The sequence below is a fragment of the Lysinibacillus sp. A4 genome (genome assembly GCF_024919535.1).
Lineage (GTDB): Bacteria > Bacillota > Bacilli > Bacillales_A > Planococcaceae > Lysinibacillus > Lysinibacillus capsici.
Map to the genome: position 1 here is coordinate 326,084 of NZ_JANWTB010000006.1, position 18,470 is coordinate 344,553.

20 protein-coding genes are annotated in these 18,470 nt (G+C 36.4%); 11 read left to right on the top strand and 9 right to left on the bottom strand.

Features of this window, described 5'->3' with window-relative positions:
- Positions 1-77 precede the first annotated feature (77 nt).
- On the top strand, positions 78-1,325 hold the full coding sequence (locus NY607_RS14665) for an MFS transporter (RefSeq protein ID WP_259419900.1): 1,248 nt from the start codon (positions 78-80) through the stop codon (positions 1,323-1,325).
- A gap of 367 nt (positions 1,326-1,692) precedes the next feature.
- On the opposite strand, the gene NY607_RS14670 is transcribed toward NY607_RS14665, so the two are convergent.
- Complete coding sequence (locus NY607_RS14670; protein ID WP_259419901.1) at positions 1,693-2,400, bottom strand: response regulator; 708 nt, start codon at positions 2,398-2,400, stop codon at positions 1,693-1,695.
- Entirely contained in the window at positions 2,401-4,002 is a 1,602-nt protein-coding gene (locus NY607_RS14675; protein ID WP_131521673.1) for an ATP-binding protein, read from the bottom strand. It lies immediately after the preceding gene.
- Positions 4,003-4,397: 395 nt separating this feature from the next.
- Between NY607_RS14675 and NY607_RS14680 the strand changes: the two genes are divergently transcribed.
- From NY607_RS14680 to NY607_RS14690, 4 genes are all read left to right on the top strand, one after another.
- The gene (locus NY607_RS14680; protein ID WP_048391960.1) at positions 4,398-5,660 is read left to right on the top strand and encodes a dicarboxylate/amino acid:cation symporter; all 1,263 of its coding nucleotides are present in this window, start codon (positions 4,398-4,400) and stop codon (positions 5,658-5,660) included.
- Between the two features lie 176 nt (positions 5,661-5,836).
- Positions 5,837-6,040, top strand: a complete 204-nt coding sequence (locus NY607_RS14685) for a hypothetical protein (protein WP_004224696.1) — start codon at positions 5,837-5,839, stop codon at positions 6,038-6,040.
- Positions 6,041-6,136: 96 nt separating this feature from the next.
- Entirely contained in the window at positions 6,137-6,298 is a 162-nt protein-coding gene (locus tag NY607_RS24325; RefSeq protein ID WP_396631597.1) for a GNAT family N-acetyltransferase, read from the top strand.
- Entirely contained in the window at positions 6,282-6,668 is a 387-nt protein-coding gene (locus NY607_RS14690) for a GNAT family N-acetyltransferase (protein ID WP_396631598.1), read from the top strand. Before NY607_RS24325 ends, NY607_RS14690 begins: the two co-directional genes overlap by 17 nt.
- Before the next feature lie 37 nt (positions 6,669-6,705).
- On the opposite strand, the gene NY607_RS14695 is transcribed toward NY607_RS14690, so the two are convergent.
- From NY607_RS14695 to NY607_RS14725, 7 genes are all read right to left on the bottom strand, one after another.
- A complete protein-coding gene (locus NY607_RS14695; RefSeq protein ID WP_131521676.1) occupies positions 6,706-7,686 on the bottom strand; it encodes a S66 family peptidase in 981 nt (326 codons plus the stop codon).
- Positions 7,683-8,198 (bottom strand): GNAT family N-acetyltransferase, encoded by a 516-nt coding sequence (locus NY607_RS14700; protein ID WP_237899494.1) that lies wholly within the window; start codon positions 8,196-8,198, stop codon positions 7,683-7,685. Before NY607_RS14700 ends, NY607_RS14695 begins: the two co-directional genes overlap by 4 nt.
- Before the next feature lie 172 nt (positions 8,199-8,370).
- Positions 8,371-9,474 (bottom strand): GNAT family N-acetyltransferase, encoded by a 1,104-nt coding sequence (locus tag NY607_RS14705; RefSeq protein ID WP_237899485.1) that lies wholly within the window; start codon positions 9,472-9,474, stop codon positions 8,371-8,373.
- Between the two features lie 131 nt (positions 9,475-9,605).
- Positions 9,606-10,085: a hypothetical protein gene (locus NY607_RS14710; protein ID WP_237899476.1), complete on the bottom strand. Its 480-nt coding sequence runs from the start codon at positions 10,083-10,085 to the stop codon at positions 9,606-9,608.
- Positions 10,086-10,091: 6 nt separating this feature from the next.
- On the bottom strand, positions 10,092-10,754 hold the full coding sequence (locus NY607_RS14715; protein ID WP_004224679.1) for a potassium channel family protein: 663 nt from the start codon (positions 10,752-10,754) through the stop codon (positions 10,092-10,094).
- Positions 10,755-10,892: 138 nt separating this feature from the next.
- Complete coding sequence (locus NY607_RS14720; protein ID WP_004224678.1) at positions 10,893-11,348, bottom strand: TlpA family protein disulfide reductase; 456 nt, start codon at positions 11,346-11,348, stop codon at positions 10,893-10,895.
- A gap of 143 nt (positions 11,349-11,491) precedes the next feature.
- On the bottom strand, positions 11,492-12,034 hold the full coding sequence (locus NY607_RS14725; RefSeq protein ID WP_004224676.1) for a peroxiredoxin: 543 nt from the start codon (positions 12,032-12,034) through the stop codon (positions 11,492-11,494).
- A 406-nt stretch (positions 12,035-12,440) separates the two neighbouring features.
- Between NY607_RS14725 and NY607_RS14730 the strand changes: the two genes are divergently transcribed.
- The 6 genes from NY607_RS14730 (at position 12,441) to NY607_RS14755 (ending at position 18,455) form a co-directional block, all read left to right on the top strand.
- Positions 12,441-12,983 carry a helix-turn-helix domain-containing protein gene (locus NY607_RS14730; protein WP_004224674.1) on the top strand — a complete coding sequence of 181 codons (543 nt, stop codon included), beginning with the start codon at positions 12,441-12,443 and terminating at the stop codon, positions 12,981-12,983.
- 17 nt (positions 12,984-13,000) lie between these two features.
- Positions 13,001-14,107: an ABC transporter ATP-binding protein gene (locus NY607_RS14735; RefSeq protein WP_131521681.1), complete on the top strand. Its 1,107-nt coding sequence runs from the start codon at positions 13,001-13,003 to the stop codon at positions 14,105-14,107.
- A complete protein-coding gene (locus NY607_RS14740; protein ID WP_048391965.1) occupies positions 14,097-14,906 on the top strand; it encodes an ABC transporter permease in 810 nt (269 codons plus the stop codon). The genes NY607_RS14735 and NY607_RS14740 overlap by 11 nt, the downstream gene beginning before the upstream one ends.
- A complete protein-coding gene (locus NY607_RS14745) occupies positions 14,903-15,700 on the top strand; it encodes an ABC transporter permease (protein ID WP_237899475.1) in 798 nt (265 codons plus the stop codon). The genes NY607_RS14740 and NY607_RS14745 overlap by 4 nt, the downstream gene beginning before the upstream one ends.
- A complete protein-coding gene (locus NY607_RS14750) occupies positions 15,697-16,770 on the top strand; it encodes an ABC transporter substrate-binding protein (RefSeq protein ID WP_259419902.1) in 1,074 nt (357 codons plus the stop codon). The genes NY607_RS14745 and NY607_RS14750 overlap by 4 nt, the downstream gene beginning before the upstream one ends.
- A 488-nt stretch (positions 16,771-17,258) precedes the next feature.
- Positions 17,259-18,455: an MFS transporter gene (locus NY607_RS14755; RefSeq protein WP_048391968.1), complete on the top strand. Its 1,197-nt coding sequence runs from the start codon at positions 17,259-17,261 to the stop codon at positions 18,453-18,455.
- The last annotated feature ends 15 nt before the right edge of the window (positions 18,456-18,470 follow it).

An 18,470-nucleotide genomic window follows, 5' to 3' on the forward strand; every position in this document is an offset into this window, starting at 1 on the left:
GAAAAGAGGGGGCTTCTACTCCCCTCTTTTTTTGTGTTGTCTTTTACTTTCCACACAGGCACTACTGTTAGAAAGGGATGACGAAATTGGAACATTGGAAACGTAACACAATACTTTTTTTAAGTAGTCAAACGATTTCACTTTTTGGCTCTGCTCTTGTGCAATATGCCATTACATGGTATATCACACTTACAACACAATCAGGCAGCATGATGACCATCGCGATCATTTGTGGCTTTTTACCAACCTTCTTCTTAGCACCTATTGCTGGTGTCTGGGCAGATCGCTATAACCGTAAATGGCTTATTATTTTAGCAGATGGAATGATTGCCTTATCTACGCTAATTCTAGCTATTTTATTTTTAATAGGCTATGATGAGCTCTGGCTACTATTTGTAATATCAGCCGTACGCGCAGTTGGTGCAGGTATTCAAACACCAGCAGTGGGCGCAATTTTGCCACAATTTGTGCCTGAAGAGCATTTAATGAAGGTTAATGGTGCAAATAGTAGTATTCAAGCCTTCATCATGATTCTTGCACCTATGGCAAGTGGTGCATTATTAACGATGGCTTCTATTGAATCCATTTTCTTTATTGATGTGACAACAGCGGCTATTGCCATCGCTATCTTCTTATTATTTCTGCATATCCCTGCACATGCAAAAGCTAATCAGCCACAAACAACAGGCTATTTTAGTGATATGAAACAAGGCTTCATCTATATTAAAGAGCATGCTTTCTTGAAACAATTATTCTTGTTCTTTGCCTTTTTCATGCTGCTTTGTGCACCTGCTGCCTTTTTAACGCCTTTACAAGTTACACGAACTTTTGGCAATGATGTATGGCGTTTGACTGCCATCGAAATGGCCTTTGCCATTGGGATGTTAATCGGTGGTATCGCAATCGCAACATGGGGTGGCTTTAAAAATAAAGTGCATACAATGACATTATCCGCTTTGTTATTTGGTCTTTGTACAATAGCTCTCGGCGTCATTCCTATTTTTTGGTTGTACCTCGGAATCATGGCCATTACTGGCATAGCCATGCCAATCTTTAATACACCTGCAACGGTGTTATTACAAGAAAAAGTGGAAAGTGACTATATGGGAAGAGTATTTGGCATTCTTAGTATGATATCTACCTCTATGATGCCTTTAGGAATGCTAATTTTCGGGCCAATAGCTGATATTATTGCTATTGAGTGGCTACTCATCGGTACAGGATTATTACTCTTCATCCAAGGATTTTTCCTTCTGGGCAGTAAAGTCTTATTAAAAGCTGGTAAACCTACTGCTGAGCATGTTGACTCGCTAGAAAAAAAGTGAAGATTTTATTTCAAGAAAATTGTTAATAAAAAATAACATTTAAATTTAGCCTATCCACAATCTCAAACAACGTTGACGCTAAAAAAGCCTTGCTTTATGCAGGGCTTTTTTCGTCTTTATTTATGTCTTGGGAATTTTTTGTGCTTTAGCATCTTGCTTCCCACAATATCTGAATTATAATTATTTGCTTTAAAATTTAAATGGTCATGAAGATCTCTTCCAATACGCAACAACTTCGGTATCCAAAAATTTTAGATGTTGCCCTTAAAGGAATTTAAAGATATGTATTAGGAAATAGGACGCTTAGAATTTATCTGTACATTTTTCACCATAACTTATTTAAAATACGCACTTTAATCTAATTGAACTAAATATAATAACGATGAATAGGACGTCCTACGTTTCCATATTGTATATCTACTTTTAATAGTTTCTGCTTTTCTAAAAAGTCTAGATAGCGTCTAGCTGTAACACGTGCTGTACCTATATAAGCTGATACCTCCTCCGCTGATACTGCCTCGCCACTTTTTTTTATATATGCAAGTACCTTATCTAAGGTAGCTCGATTAAACCCTTTGGGGAGTTCTTCTATAAGAATGGCATCCATTCCTGTTGTTTCTACTACAATTTGTTCAGGAAGACGCTGTTGCATTAAATGATCGACATCATGCTGAGTTAAATCTTGCATGCCGCTTATTTTCCTTCTATAGCTTTGATAATTTTTTAAAGTCTGCTCAATCCGATCAAACGTAAAGGGCTTCATAATATAATCATAGACACCTAAGTGTAATATTCGCTGCACAGTGGGCATATCATTCGCAGCTGTTACAGCAATAACATCAACATGAAGATGCTCTTCTCGTATTTTCCCTAACGTAATAATGCCATCCTGCTCTGGCATAAAAATGTCCATAAAGACAAGCTCTGGGGTTAATTGTTTAATTTTTTGAATTCCCTCAATTCCATTGCTAGCATAGCCAACTAATGAAAAACCTTTGATTTGTTCAATAAATTGTCTGTTCACTTCTCGTACCATTGGATCATCTTCAATCAATAAGACATTTATTACATCCATCTATACTTCTCCTAACTCAAATAAAATTAAGAAACTTGTTCCTTTCATAAATTCACTTGTTACTTCAATTTCTCCATTGCCTTTTCTTACAATTTCATAGACTAAATGCAAGCCAATGCCTCGATTTTCACTAGCCTTTGACGAAAATCCATTTTCAAACATACGCTCCTGCACCTCTTTGGTCATGCCAATCCCGTTATCGGTAACTGCAATCGCTAAGACGCCATCATGCTCGTCTACAGAGATGGCTACATATTTATCTTCCTTAGAAAGTACATTTAATGCCTCAAAAGCATTTTCAATTAAATTGCCAAACAACACAACAAAATCATGATGATCTAATAGAGGTGGAAAGCGTTTAAAATGACTTTTCCGATCAATTTCAACCTCGATACCCAGTTCTTTTCCATAACTTACTTTACTTAATAACAAACCTGAAATATTTTCATTATGAAAGCGTTCATTTAAAAACTTCGTCAATGAGGCTTCATTTTCAGTAGTAACAGTAACATATTCAAGTGCTTGCTTTGTATGTCCCAATTGCAGTAGTCCCGCAATCGTATGAATCTTATTTTTATGCTCATGGGTTTGTACACGTAATGCTTGAACAAAGGCCTTTACACCTGTTACTTCCTCCGCAAGCTTTTTCACAGCTGTTAAATCTTTGAACATAGCAACTGCACCAACTAGCTCTCCATTCACAATAATAGGTACACGATTACTTAAGATACTATGATGATTAATGTAAAGCTCTTGATCATAAACAGGTGTTGCTGTTTCAACAATTTCAGGCAGACGGGTATCAGGCAAAACGTCATAAATCTTTTGTCCAATACAGTCCTCTATTTTCCTAGTAACACCTAAAATATCGGCCGCTTTTTCATTAAAAATGGTGATATTCATTTCCTTATCTACCGCTATTATTCCCTCATGCATGGCATTAAAGGTTTCTGTTCTTTCCACATACATTTTTGCAATTTCATGAGGTTCAAGCCCAAACATTTGTTTTTTTATATGTCGTCCTAGTGTATAGGCACCGAAAATACTGAAAATCAGTGATATAACAATAGTTATCATAATTTCTCGCTCATAACTTTGTAACATTTCCAGAAAATCTGGTAATGAATAGCCAACGACTACAATGCCCACTTGTTCCCTTTTATCATTAATAATTGGCACGAAAGCCCGTATCATAACACCCGATTCTCCACGTGCCTTTGATACATAATAATGTTCACTAAATGCGGCGTTTAAATCCTGCGACTCACTGCGTTTTCCTATTTCCTTACTTACTGGGTGTGATAGTTTAATACGCTCCATATTCATTACAACAATATACTCGGCCTTATGAATCACTCTAATGCCATCTACAATTTTATTAATATTTTTTGCAGATTCTTTTATATTGGCATTTTCCAGATGTACACTAAGCTCTGGTACATTTGATACAGTTCTTGCCACAAGCATTGCTCGCTGTCCAAAATCTTTTTCCTGTTCAGATAATAGGTTACCGAGTAAAAAAATACCACCTAGTAAAAAGGAGAGTGCAATGATTAAAAATGTCACTAACAGTATTTTGCCGTTCACAGGCATTTTCATCATTAAAAAATTCCTTCCTTTCAAATTTGCATTCTCATAATCAGTGGCACACATATTTAGTTTTAAGATTATCTGCAAAAAAATCTTTTGACAACATATTTAGTCGATATAAGTAGCAGAAAATATTGAATTTAATGAACAATATTATAAACTGATAATTTAAAAAGAACTTAATTATCACTCTATGTTTTTGTATTATAACAATAATTAATTAACTATAGCGTACCATAACAGAGATAGTTATTGATATTACTATATTTATATGTAAATGTAAGTAAATGTACTTAATGAACGATATGTTTCTTATTTTCTAAATCTCTTTTTTAAAGAAATATTCGCTATGATACTTTTAGTGAAAGCGATATCAAAGAGAAAATTTAGAAAAGAGGTAGCAAAAAATGAAGTTACTGAAAAATTTGACTGTTCAGGTTATAGTGGCTATCATACTTGGGATTATTGTCGGAGCCATTTTCCCCGAGTTCGGTGCCAGCTTGAAAATCTTAGCAGATTTATTCATCAAATTAATTAAAATGTTAATTGCTCCTATTATTTTCCTAACAGTTGTTATTGGAATCGGCAGTATGGGAGATATGAAAAAGGTCGGGAAAATCGGAGGTAAGGCATTGCTTTACTTCGAAATAGTTTCCACAATTGCATTAGCAATCGGAATTGCTGTTGCTTTAATCGTAAGTCCTGGTACAGGCTTGGATACATCAGGTGCATCTGATGCTGATATTTCAAAATATACAACTGCTGCAGCTGAATCTGAGCAAGGCTTGGGTGCCTTCATTTCTAGTATTATTCCAGAAAATGTAGTTGGTGCATTGGCAACTGGTCAATTATTACCAGTCCTATTCTCTGCTGTTTTATTTGGCTTAGCAGCTGCCTCAATCGGTGCACCCGCAAAACCAGTCATCACATTCTTTGAGCAAGTAGCAGAGATATTCTTCAAGATCGTAAGTATGGTTATGAAAATATCACCAATCGGAGCTTTTGGTGCAATGGCCTATACAATTGGAAATTTTGGTTTAAAATCTTTAGGTAATCTAGGTTTATTAATGGCTGCCGTATATATAACAATGTTTTTATTTGTTGTCTTTATTTTAGGTGCCATTGCAAAGTTCTTTGGATTCAACATTTTTAAATTTATCGCTTATATCAAAGATGAGATTTTCTTAGTAATTGGGACTTCCTCTTCTGAATCAGCACTGCCATCTATGATGCGAAAGCTTGAGAACTATGGTTGCTCGAAGCAGGTTGTAGGTTTAGTCGTTCCTACCGGGTACTCCTTCAATCTAGATGGGACTTCCATCTACCTGTCCATGGCTGCATTGTTTATCGCACAAGCATATGGAATGGAACTAACTTGGATTCAAATCATTACACTGCTCGGAATTTTAATGATTACTTCTAAAGGTGCAGCAGGTGTAACAGGCTCAGGATTTATTACATTAGCAGCAACTTTGGCTGCCTTCCCAATGATACCAGTGGAAGGAATAGCGCTGTTAATCGGTGTAGATCGCTTTATGTCTGAGGCTCGAGCTGTTACAAATTTAATTGGTAATGGCGTAGCTTGTGTTGTCGTGTCAAAATCTGAAAAAGAGTTTGACACAGCTATGGAAGAACGTGCACTTCAGGGAAAGACCACTATATCTTCCTAAGAAAAATGGTAGAAATGATAGCCATCTCTGTTTCACTATACTCATTATCATTCGAGTAAAAGCTATGTCCTTATGGATTGATGCTGACAACAAACAATTAGCTTACACTATCACCCAAAATAAAATGTTTACACTCTAGTAAAAAAGTGAAAGTTAATAGTAAGAGGTGATAGTGAATGAATGATAAAAAACAGGCAAAAACACGTAATACGAATAACCCTGATGTATTGGATACAGATAAAGAAAGCATTTTTGATAAACACGAGGACATGAAAACAGTAGATCCAATACCTGTCGAAGAATTGAATGAAAAAGTGAAAGATGAACAACATAAAACCAAAACGAAGGATTCCTCTGCAACAGATAAGCGCTATCCATAATGTCAACGCTGCAAAAATGAATAAATATAAAAAGTCGACCTAATTCATAATTATGGGTCGACTTTTTTATATACTATTTGTTAAAGGGGGTAAATCATGAGTAAAATACCAATTATGAAAACGGAAAGGTTACTATTGAGACCTATTACACATGGGGATTTAGAAGCAATGTATGACTACTCTTCCAGTGAAAATGTGGCGCGTTATGTGACATACGAGCTTAGAGGATACAAAGGCTTTTATGGCATTAATTTTTAATGGCTATCAGCAAGGTAATTTGATGTTATGGGGTATTGAATATGCAGGCACAATTATTGGAACGATTGATTTTGTGACGATTAATGACACCCATAAATACGCGGAAATTGGCTATGTGCTTTCTGAGGATTTTTGGAATAAGGGGTTCACAACAGAAGCAACAAAAAAACTCATTGACTTCGGTTTTAATGAATTAGATTTAGTACGTATCCAAGCACGATGCTTTGAAGAAAACATTGGCTCACAAAAGGTTATGGAGAAGTCAGGTATGCAGTTTGAAGGGTTATTACGGAAAAGTATGCTTGTTAAGGGACAATACCAACATGTAAAAATGTACGCTATCACTGATGATGATTATAGGAACCTCTAGAAAATAAAGCCTTGCTACGATTTGCAAGGCTTTATCATTACAACCATCTTTCCAAACAGTATATCTTCTTAGCTGTGGCATCTATCCTTACTCGTTTGCCTATCGCAATTGGATGCATAGGATGTGTATGACAAATATCCACCTCTGCTAATATAGGAATCTTTATTCCATCCAACTGTTCAAGTAGAATATGATATGGCTGTCGACCCGTTCCTAAATCATCGTAGCATTCATGTTTCCCCAAAATAATCCCACTAACTTTGTTAAAGACACCATGCAATTTTAGCATTGCAAAATTCTTTTCAACAACAGCAGCATTTTTTAAGCAGTCCTCCACTAATAAAATATCACCTTCCACAATTTTAGGGAAATACGGCGTACCAATAAATCCATACATGGCATTGGCATTCCCGCCAATTAACCTTCCTTCAGCAACCCCATCCTGAATCGCTAACCATTCATTCTTCTTGAGTTTTTTATCCACTGTCTTCTCTAGCCAATTAACAGGTTCATCCGACCAATAAGAAGGCATTGGAATTTCGTATGGTAATGCTTGAGGCTTAAAGAAATAATGCTCAAAAAATTTGAAGGTATCATTTACTAATGGTTCAAACTCACCAAAGGAAGGTACGAGGGCTGGACCATAAAAAGTTGAGATTCCCGTCTTTGCATAAAGTGCCAGTAGAACGGCCGTTGCATCCGAATAACCTACGACCATTTTGGGATGTTGACGAAAAGCCTCATAATCAATATAAGGTAGCATGCTATTAGCATTGGTGCCCCCTATCGTAGACATAATCATATCCACATTTGGATTACGTAATAACTCATTCAATTCTTCTGCTCTTTCTTTTGGCGAACCTGAACGATAATAATCAGTTTTACCAGTTAAAGAACCTGTCACTATTTGAAAATTTTTATTCTCGAGAAATGCTTTAGCACGTTCATATCGTTCCAAAGCCGTCACCGTTGCTGGGGAGGACGGGGAATAAATGCCGATGTTTATTTTTGAAGTCATACGGTAGTTCCTTTCCCAATCAATAGTTTTGACATGTAGTATTCATTAATATATTGTCCATCTACATACAGCGAAGCCCGCTTCGTTCCTTCGATATCAAAGCCCATTTTCTTATACAAAGCAACACCAGCCTCATTATTTTCCATGACGGTTAATTCTAGACGATGTACACCATTCACTATTGCCCAATTTTCTACGTGTTGAAATAAAGCTGTTCCAATTTTTCTTCCTCTATAGTCACTATGTATGCCTATGACAAGATAAGCACGGTGAGCAATTCTTGACGGCTCATTGCCTTGTACAATTAAGTACGCCACAACCTGCTCATCCATTTCAGCTATGAACAAAGCTGAGTGGTGACTATGATATAACTTGTCTATATACTCTCCAAATGGCTTAGGTGCTAAATTGCGCTCACCTGGTCCAAATAACATAAAATTTGATGCCTCTGCATTTGCCATAACAGCTATAATTCGTTCACTGTCATGTCGGGTTGCTTCTCGTATGATCATGTTGAACACGCTCTCCTTCTAAAATATAGTCACTTCAATGCTCAATTCTTTTGTATTGTTTGTTCAACCAACTCTACTTTTAAAACTTGTACACTACTACTTGGAGCAATTACACGTATCTCATCACCCAGTGTTAGTTTTGCTGGAATTCTCATACTTTTCTTCGTCCCTTCTAGTAGGTTTGAATTTTAGCTACTAGTTTTTCATCTCTAAAATGGAGTGTCTCAGTATCTATGAGTGTGTATGCTTGTAATGTGGGATGATTTTCTATCCAGCGATCAAATGCCCACCTTCTCTCTTGATTATTATAATGGGGACAATAGGTACCTGATAATAACCCTAAGCCATTCCATTCCTCAAAACCATCATATGTATTTTCACTATAGCATTTTTCAAACCAACACATTGCCCCAGCACTGATGCCAGCTAATATAATTCCTTTTTGATAAGCTTCCTTTAACAATTCATCAAAACCATATTCTCGCCACTTTTCAAGAAGATATCCTGTATTCCCTCCACCCACATAGATAATATGCTGCGCTAGTACTTTTTCTCGAATGCTTCTATCATGCATATCTTTTTGCAAGATATGGGTTGCATCACAATGATGGAATGCTGCATAAAACTTCTCGATATACCCTTGTGCATCATTACTTGCTGTGGGAATAAAACAAATTTTAACTCGTTCATTTTTCTGCGTTTGTCGTAAAATGTACTCATCGATAAATGAAGGGTTCTGCTGAGAAAACCCACCACCTGATAGGGCGATGATTTGTCTTATCGATTCATTATTTTTACTTAATTCATAGACAGCTTGTTCCTGCCCAAATCTTTCTAACATCTGTACATTCTTCATTCCTAATTTTTCGAGCAAGCGACATGATGCCTTGTTCGCTGTTTGTGTTTCTGCCACAATAGATTCTATATTCAGATAATTCAAACCATCCTGAATTACCTGCGTGAGCACTTCAAAAGCTAACCCCTTCCCCCAAAACTGAGGTAAAAATTGATAGGAAAGCTCATATAACTCCTTATCATGGTATTCATCGATCGAGACAAGACCTATAAATTCACCTGTCTCCTTTAAAGTAATATATAAATATGTATTAGGGAATGGCGCTTCTAGCATGCCTTTAAAAGATGCTTCTATATAGCTGTTTGATGGAACACCACCGAGATAAGTTCGAACTTGTTTATTAGAGTAGAGTTTTTGTATATCTGTAAAATGCTCTGGTTGTAATTGTTCGATTACACAATTAGTTGACATGATTTTCATTACATCTAGCCCCCTTCTTTATGTCAAAGTTTAATCGAACTCTCTCGATGAAATCAAATATTTTTTCCAATTTTTATTAAAAATAGAATAAAAAGTAGTGACCAGCATGAATTGCTGTATCACTACCTGCATTATTGCCCGTATTGTTCAAGTAATCGTTGCGTGTTGGTCGATTGTTCGAGTACCTTTTTCTCTTTTGCCCAATAAACCAAATATTGTGCATCATCCACACGAAAAACCATTTGCTGTAACTCTTCATCAAGTTCAGAACTAATAGCCACTTTTAATATTTCTACCTCATAAAGAGGCTTATCCTTCATTTTATAAACGATATGATATACAGGCTTTTCTTCAAAAATAGTTCTTTCCTTTTTGGAAAGCTTCCTTACATGACTTAAAGGATATTTCTCAATAAAGTCTTGTGCTTCATCGCCTGTAGTATGAAATAGTGATTGATCTCCTTGGAATAATTCAATGTCGTCAATTTCTGTGGCATGATCTAGAACAAAAGAAATTGCTTCATCTTCACTTTTTTCTCTATTTTGCATAATAAAAGCACCAATTAATAAAATACCAGCGAATATAATAAGTCTCCATCTGCGTTTCGTCATTTGCTCTTACCCGTTCAAGGCCTTTTTAACAAAGCGATTTATATCAACATCAGCGCCTATAACAAGCATAATATCTCCTAATAAAATCTTGTCACTCGCCTGTGGAGATACGATAATATCAGCCCCACGCTTAATTCCTACAATATTGATGCCATATTTAGCGCGAATATCTAAATCCATAATGGAATAGCCAGCAATCGCATCATTAGCCTTTAATTCCATAATGGAGTGTTCATCTGATAGCTCTAAATAATCTAGAACAGTATTCGACAACATATTATTAGCAATACGAATACCCATATCTCGCTCAGGATGGACGACAAAATCTGCGCCAATTTTACGTAAAACCTTTTCATGGTAATCGTTTTGAGCTTTTACTGTAATTTGCTCAACACCAATTTCCTTTAAAATGATTGTTGTTAATATACTTGCTTGAATATCTTCCCCAATTGCTACAATCACGTGCTCAAAATTACGAATACCTAATGAATTCAACACCGATTCATCGGTTGAATCTGCAATAACAGCTTGTGTAGCAATGGAAGCAAACTCATCTACACGCTCTGAAGAATGATCAATGGCCATTACCTGTGCGCCCTGACTCATTAATTCACGAACAATACTGCCTCCAAAACGTCCAAGCCCTATGACTGCAAACTCTTTTTTCATCATAAAAATCCCTCCGAAAACTACTATACCACCATTGTAGCCTATTCTCTGCGATATGTATTGTCAAAACAAGAGCCAATTCGTCAATGGTGGACAACAAAAAAGACGAGGACCTTAATCCCCGTCTTCAACATATTATTATTCTGCGTTACGCATCTCATCTAGCACACGGTTTACACGCTTTTCTAGCATTTTCATACCACTACCACCAGCTTGCATATGACGCAGCTGACCATCTTTATCGAACACAAAATATGCTGGAACATATTGGTTTTCAAAAGCATCTGTTAGCTTCATTTCACTATCTACAAAGATTGGTTGCACAATATCATGCTCTGCTGCTACTGCTTTAATTGTGTCTAAATCAGTATCTGCCTCAGAACGTGGCATATGTACTGCTACAACGTTTAATTCATCTTTATATTGATCGCGGAAATTGTTCACATCTGGCATTGCTTCTTTACATAAATGACAGCTTACTGACCAGAAGTGGATTAATGTTGGTTTTTTGCCTACTAATTCTGCTTTCGTTACTTCACCATTTAACCAAGTCGTTGCGCCAACTAATTCAGGCATTTGTTCACGAAGTTTCATAAAAATCCTCCTCTAAAAGATCGTTTGTCTTCAAATATTTAGATAACGGTATAAAAACTCTTTCCCAAAACAAAAATTCAGTTAAAAGTCCCCACAAACTTGTCGTGGGGACTTTTAATTTTTCGCATAATCCTCTATTTAAATTATAGAGTTGCTTGGCCTGGACGCCAGTTAGCTGGGCAAAGACCACCAGTTTGTAGTGCTTGAAGTACACGTAGTGTTTCATCAACATCACGGCCGATGTTGTTATCAAATACTGTTTGGTATTTTAATTCGCCTTCTGGGTTGATGATGAATAAACCACGTAACGCGATACCTTCTTCTTCAATTAATACACCATATTCTTTAGATACTTGATGGTTTGTATCAGCTGCTAATGGGTATTTTAATTCACCAAGACCATTTTGCGTACGGTCTGTGTTAATCCATGCTAAGTGTGTATGGATTGTGTCAGTAGAAACACCGATTACTTCTGCATCTAAGTCTTCGAACTCGTCATAACGATCGCTCATTGCAGTGATTTCAGTTGGACATACAAATGTAAAGTCCATTGGGTAGAAGAAAAGAACTGTCCATTTATCTTGTGCTTTAATATCTTCTAGTGATACTTTACCAAATGATTTGTCTGAAAGTACTGCTTCCATTGTAAAGTCAGGTGCTTGTTTACCTACCATGCGTTCTGCCATAATAAATCCCTCCGAATAAATATGTAGTTTATATATTCCATTCGCACTAGCGAACTCGTCTTCTACGATAGCAGAGTAACCGCAGTTTTTCAAACAAGTAAACTCCGCCCGTTTGGATGATTGAAATGGATTGACAAAAATTCGTCAAATCCATAACTGGAATTATTGCTACTGTCTATCTACAAGCTATTTTTGACAATAATATTCTACACTATTCAAAATTTTTCTCACTTTCATTTATACCCCATTTTTCAACTTTTTATAGCTATTTTTTTCACGAAAAACGATTGCAAATTTTTTATTATTATGTATAATTGTAATGGTTTTAGTAAACTAAAAGTTTCGTTAAAGTAAACTTCATATTTCAAAAGTTTATCATTGCTAAACTTCTCTTAGGAGGGAAAAGATGCAAATAGGAGCAAAAATTAAAGCGCTTCGTTTAAAAAAAGGTCTTACCCAAGAGGAACTTGGAGAACGTACAGATTTAAGTAAAGGTTATATTTCCCAATTAGAACGTGATCTAAACTCACCTTCAATTGAAACATTATTTTCAATATTAGAAGTTTTAGGGTCGAGACCCAAAGACTTTTTTGATGATGAATCACCTGAACAGAAGGTTGTTTATACAGAGGAAGATCAATCTACCTATACAGATGAAGAAAAAAAATATGAAATTCAATGGCTGATTCCTACTTCAAATGAAAAAGAAATGGAACCCATTTTCTTAACCTTTGCTGCAGATGGCGAGTTCAAACAGTTTGAGCCTTCGCTCTCTGAAACATTTATTTATGTGGTTAAAGGGCGTATTCGTCTCGTATTAGGGAATGAACAGTATATCGCAAGTGAAGGCAATGCACTTTACTATGACGCGACAGACCATCATCAGATATTTAATGCACATGATGATGAAACAAAAATTTTACTTGTCGCAACAGATTCTTATTTATAGCTTAAGGAGGCGCATCCATGACAACCAATTCAATTATCCGCTTTGAAAATGTTTCAAAGTCATATAGCGACGGTACCGTCGTTTTAAAAAATATCAATTTGGAGCTTGAAAAAGGGAAGTTTTATACACTCCTTGGTCCATCAGGTTGTGGTAAAACAACCATTTTACGAATTATTGCAGGATTTACAGAACCTACAACAGGAAATGTATTTTTCCATGATAAAAAGATTAATGCAGTTCCTGCCAATGAACGTCAAGTAAATACTGTTTTTCAGGATTATGCGCTGTTCCCTCATTTAAATGTGTTTGAAAATGTCGCATTTGGCCTACGTATTAAAAAGCTTCCTGAAAAGGACATAAAAGAGCGTGTAGCTGAAGCCTTAAAGTTTGTCAATTTAGCAGGCTATGGTAACCGCGAAATATCTGAAATGTCTGGTGGACAACGACAACGTGTCGCGATTGCACGTGCCATTGTCAATGACCCTGAAGTAATTTTACTGGATGAGCCACTTTCAGCTTTAGACTTAAAGCTACGTACAGAAATGCAATATGAGCTACGTGAATTACAGCAACGTCTTGGCAAAACATTTGTTTTTGTTACACATGATCAAGAAGAAGCACTTGCTATGAGTGATGAAATTTTTGTCTTAAGTGAAGGCCAAATTCAGCAGTCAGGTACACCCGTGGATATTTATGATGAACCGATTAACCGCTTCGTTGCTGACTTTATAGGTGAATCCAATATTGTACCTGGCGTGATGATTGAGGATTTCAAGGTTGAATTTGCTGGCAAAGTTTTCGAATGTGTCGACCAAGGGATGAAGCAAAATGAAAAAATAGATATTGTCATTCGTCCAGAAGATTTAGAAATGACAACAATTGATAAAGGCAAACTTGTGGTAAAAGTGGATACACAATTATTCCGAGGGGTACATTATGAATTATCCACATACGATAAAGATGGTAATGAGTGGCTAGTCCATTCATTGAAGAAAGCAGAAGTAGGGACTGAGATTGGCTTAGACTTTGATCCTGAGGCAATTCACGTAATGCGCTTAAACGAAACAGAGGAAGAGTTTGATAAACGATTAGAATCGTATGGAGACGATGAAGATGCAAACTAAAACATCGAAATCAGCGTTATTTCCATATGTGTTATGGATTGCCTTTTTCGTTATCGCGCCAATTGCACTCGTTGTTTATTATTCCCTGCTTGATTTACATGGCAACTTTACGCTCGATAACTACAAAGCGTTCTTCTCTTCTGTTTACTTAAAGATGACTTTGAGCTCGTTTTGGTATGCATTTTTAATTACATTCTTTACACTATTAATTTCATACCCAACTGCCTATTTTTTAACGAAGACCAAGCATAAACAACTTTGGCTTCTACTTATTATTATTCCTTCATGGATTAATCTTTTGTTAAAAACATATGCCTTTATCGGCATCTTTGGGTTATACGGGCCTATTAATGCATTTATCGAAGTATTTGGCTTCGATCCAAAGCAAATGCTCTTTACTGATATTAGCTTTGTCTTTGTGTCGGTCTATATTTTTATTCCATTTATGATTTTACCGATCTTCAATTCTTTAGATCGTTTAAACCCAACGCTCATTTATGCAGCACGGGATTTGGGTGCTTCGGCTTTTACAACCTTCCGCCGTGTTGTTTTACCATTGACAATGGATGGCGTTAAATCTGGTATTCAAGTTGTCTTTATCCCTGCCCTATCCCTGTTCATGATTACTCGCTTAATTGCAGGGAACCGTGTCATTACTCTAGGCACAGCGATTGAACAGCAATTCCTTGTGACACAAAACTGGGGTATGGGTTCCACTATTGCTGTATTCTTAATTTTATTCATGGTGATTATCATGCTAATTACGGGACAAAAGGATAAAGGAGGTCGCGTACGATGAACAAACTATCTGCTTCAGCCAAAGTCTATTTAACAATTGTTTTTATCGTTCTCTATGCTCCAATTTTCTATTTAATCTTTTACTCGTTTAATAGTGGCGGCTCCATGAATAATTTTGAATCCTTTACTTTGGAGCATTATCAAGCTGTTTTTGAAGATTCGCGTCTTCTTGTTATATTAATAAATACGGTCATCGTGGCATTACTTTCTGCTCTCATTTCTACTATTATTGGTACGCTAGGAGCAATTGGAATTGTGACGGTTAAGGATTCTAAAATGCGTAATACTTTATTATCCTTAAACAATGTCTTAATCGTCAGCCCAGACGTAATTATCGGGGCTAGCTTTTTAATTTTATTTACAATGGTAGGTATTAAACTGGGCTTTGCATCTGTTTTATTAGCACATGTTGCATTTAGTGTACCGATTGTTGTATTAATGGTTTTACCAAAGCTACTAGAAATGAATAACTCATTAATCGATGCAGCATTAGATTTAGGGGCAACGAAAAAGGACGTTATGATGCGTGTCATTCTTCCTTATATTCAGCCAGGGATTTTTGCAGGCTTCTTCCTTGCCCTTACGTATTCATTAGATGATTTTGCCGTGACATTCTTTGTAACAGGTAATGGCTTTAGTACTCTATCCGTAGAAATTTATTCAATGGCCCGCGCAGGAATTTCTCTAACAGTGAATGCAATTTCAGGTTTAGTATTCTTCGTTACGGTTTTAGTTGTTGTTGGTTATTATTTCATGACAAGTCGTACGAGTAAAAGAATGGAGGGGCAACGATGAAGTCACTAATTCAAGCTACCATCGCCATCCTTGTCGTTTCAGCCCTTTTATTCTATGCGGCTGATGCCTTAAGTGCGGGTGGCGGTAAAAGTGGAAAAGACACGTTAACCATCTTTAACTGGGGAGAATATATTGATCCTGATTTGTTAAAAGAATTTGAAAAAGAAACAGGCATTCATGTCATCTATGAAACATTCGATTCCAATGAAGCTATGATGACAAAGATTCAGCAAGGCGGAACAGCCTACGATATTGCTGTCCCTTCTGAATATATGATTGAGAAGATGAAGGAAGAAGAATTATTGATTCCTTTAGATAAAACGAAAATCCCTAATTTTAAAAATATTGATCCTTACTTTTTAGATTTACCATTCGATGCTAACAATAAATATTCTGTCCCTTATTTTTGGGGAACAGTAGGTATTGTCTACAATCCAAGCCTTGTTGGAGACTTAGACTTCTCCTCTTGGGATGATTTATGGGACCCTTCTTTAAAGCGAAAAGTCTTTTTAGTAGATGGTGCGCGCGAAGTCATTGGGATGGGCTTAAACAGTCTTGGCTATTCTCTGAATTCACTAGATAATCAGGAACTTCGTGAAGCTACTGACAAACTAATCACCCTTGCACCAAATGTAAAAGCAATCATTGGAGATGAAATTACACCATTAATGATCAATAATGAAGCAACCGTTGCCCTTACGTGGTCTGGCCAAGCAGCTGACATGATGTATGAAAATGAAGAGTTAGACTTTGCTGTACCTGAGGAAGGCTCAAACTTATGGTTTGATAATATGGTCATCCCAAAGACATCGAAGAATATTGATGGTGCCCACGCCTTTATAAACTTCATGCTAAGTGCTGAATCAGGTGCTCAAAATGCCGATTTTGTAGGCTATTCTACGCCTAATCTTGCAGCTATGGACTTAATGGACGAAGAAGTTGTTTCTGACGAACGCTACTATCCTTCTGAAGAACAACGCGATACATTAGAGGTCTACAAAAACTTAGGACCTGATTATTTAGGGAAATACAACGAATTATTTTTAGAATTTAAAATGGGTATCCGATAATTCAACTAGCGAATTGACTTTTACATCAATTCGCTAGTTTTTTTTCTCTTCTTATTTAACTGACTATTAAATAAGAACATTTTCAATTGACTATTTGCATTATTATATTTAGAAAATATTTTGTCTGAATTTTAATAGATTTTCACATCAGTATTCTTGTGATATTCCTTCTGATGCGCTATAACATCGCTACAATTTATAGCCATGCTTTATGCCATTACAGACAGACTCTCACATTTTTTAATTCTCACTTTATAAGAGAAGTCCATAGATTGTTGTTGCTTTACTAATTTATCCCCATAGCTTCTTTTCCCCTCAATTTTTATGACTAACATCTATTATTTCTTCATGCATAGGTGCGCGGATGAAAACTTTTGTGGAAAACCATTCTAAATATAGAACCAGTACGATAATCTTAACTATTAGCCAAGCAATAATTCTTTATGATAGACTGTACTATATTTGATTACAAAAAGGGGGTTCATTCGATGACCCAGCAGAAGTCCAATAAGGCGGCTTTGTATATTTTAATGTTTAATATGTTTATCGCAATGGGAAGTATTGGCATTATTATTCCTGTCATGCCAGAGTATTTAAAAATATTTGGTGCAGCAGGACAAGTTCTAGGTATGCTAATCGCAACGTTCGCCTTAGCTCAATTCGTATTTTCTCCTATTGCTGGGAATCTTTCAGATCAGTACGGACGAAAAAATTTAATTATTTTCGGTCTTATCGTAACAGGTCTTGCACAAATCGGATTTGGCCTTGCTACAGATGTATGGATGCTCTTTTTAGCACGATTTTTAGGTGGTCTAGGTTCCGCATTTGTTGCACCTCCTATTATGGCTTTTGTCGCTGACGTCACAACCTATGAAGAACGTGGGAAAGGTATGGGGATGTTGGGTGCCGCTATGTCTCTTGGCTTTATGATTGGACCTGGTATTGGTGGCTTTTTAGCAAAGGTAAGCTTACATTTCCCATTTTTCACAGCTGGAGCTGCAGCCATTGTAGCATCTATTTTATCTTACTTTTTATTACCTTCTACCAAACCAAACACTGCGCAACAGAAACAAAAGCAAGACAATCTGGCGAAGCAAATGGCTCGTTCCATACATATGCCTTATTTTGTTATGCTCATAATTATGCTGGTGTTCTCGTTTGGAATTGCAAATTTCCAAACGACATTGTCATTATTTGTGACAGAAAAGTTTAATTACACACCTGTAGATATAGCGATTATATTAGTTGTTGGTGGTGCTTTTGGAGTAGTAGTACAAATGTTTATTATTACACCATTGTTCAATCGTTATGGTGAAATGAAAGTAGTACTAGTAAATTTATTTATTGCATCCGTTGCTATTTTCTTAATATTATTTGTTTCTGGCTTTGCCCTTATTTTAGTTGTAGCAACAATTTTCTCTACAGCAACGACATTAATTCGTCCAGCTGTTAATACACTCATCTCAAAGCTTGCAGAGAAAGAGCAGGGATTTGCTGCGGGCTTGAATAATGCCTATATGAGCCTCGGAAATATGATTGGACCCGCTTTGGCAGGTTTATTATTTGACTGGAATATGAATAGCCCATATATTTTCGGTTCTATCATATTATTAGCCTGTTTCTTCCTTGCGCTCATCTGGACAGTGAAAAAAGCACCTCATTTAATGCATCCCGATACAAAATAGTCTGAAAAATCATTG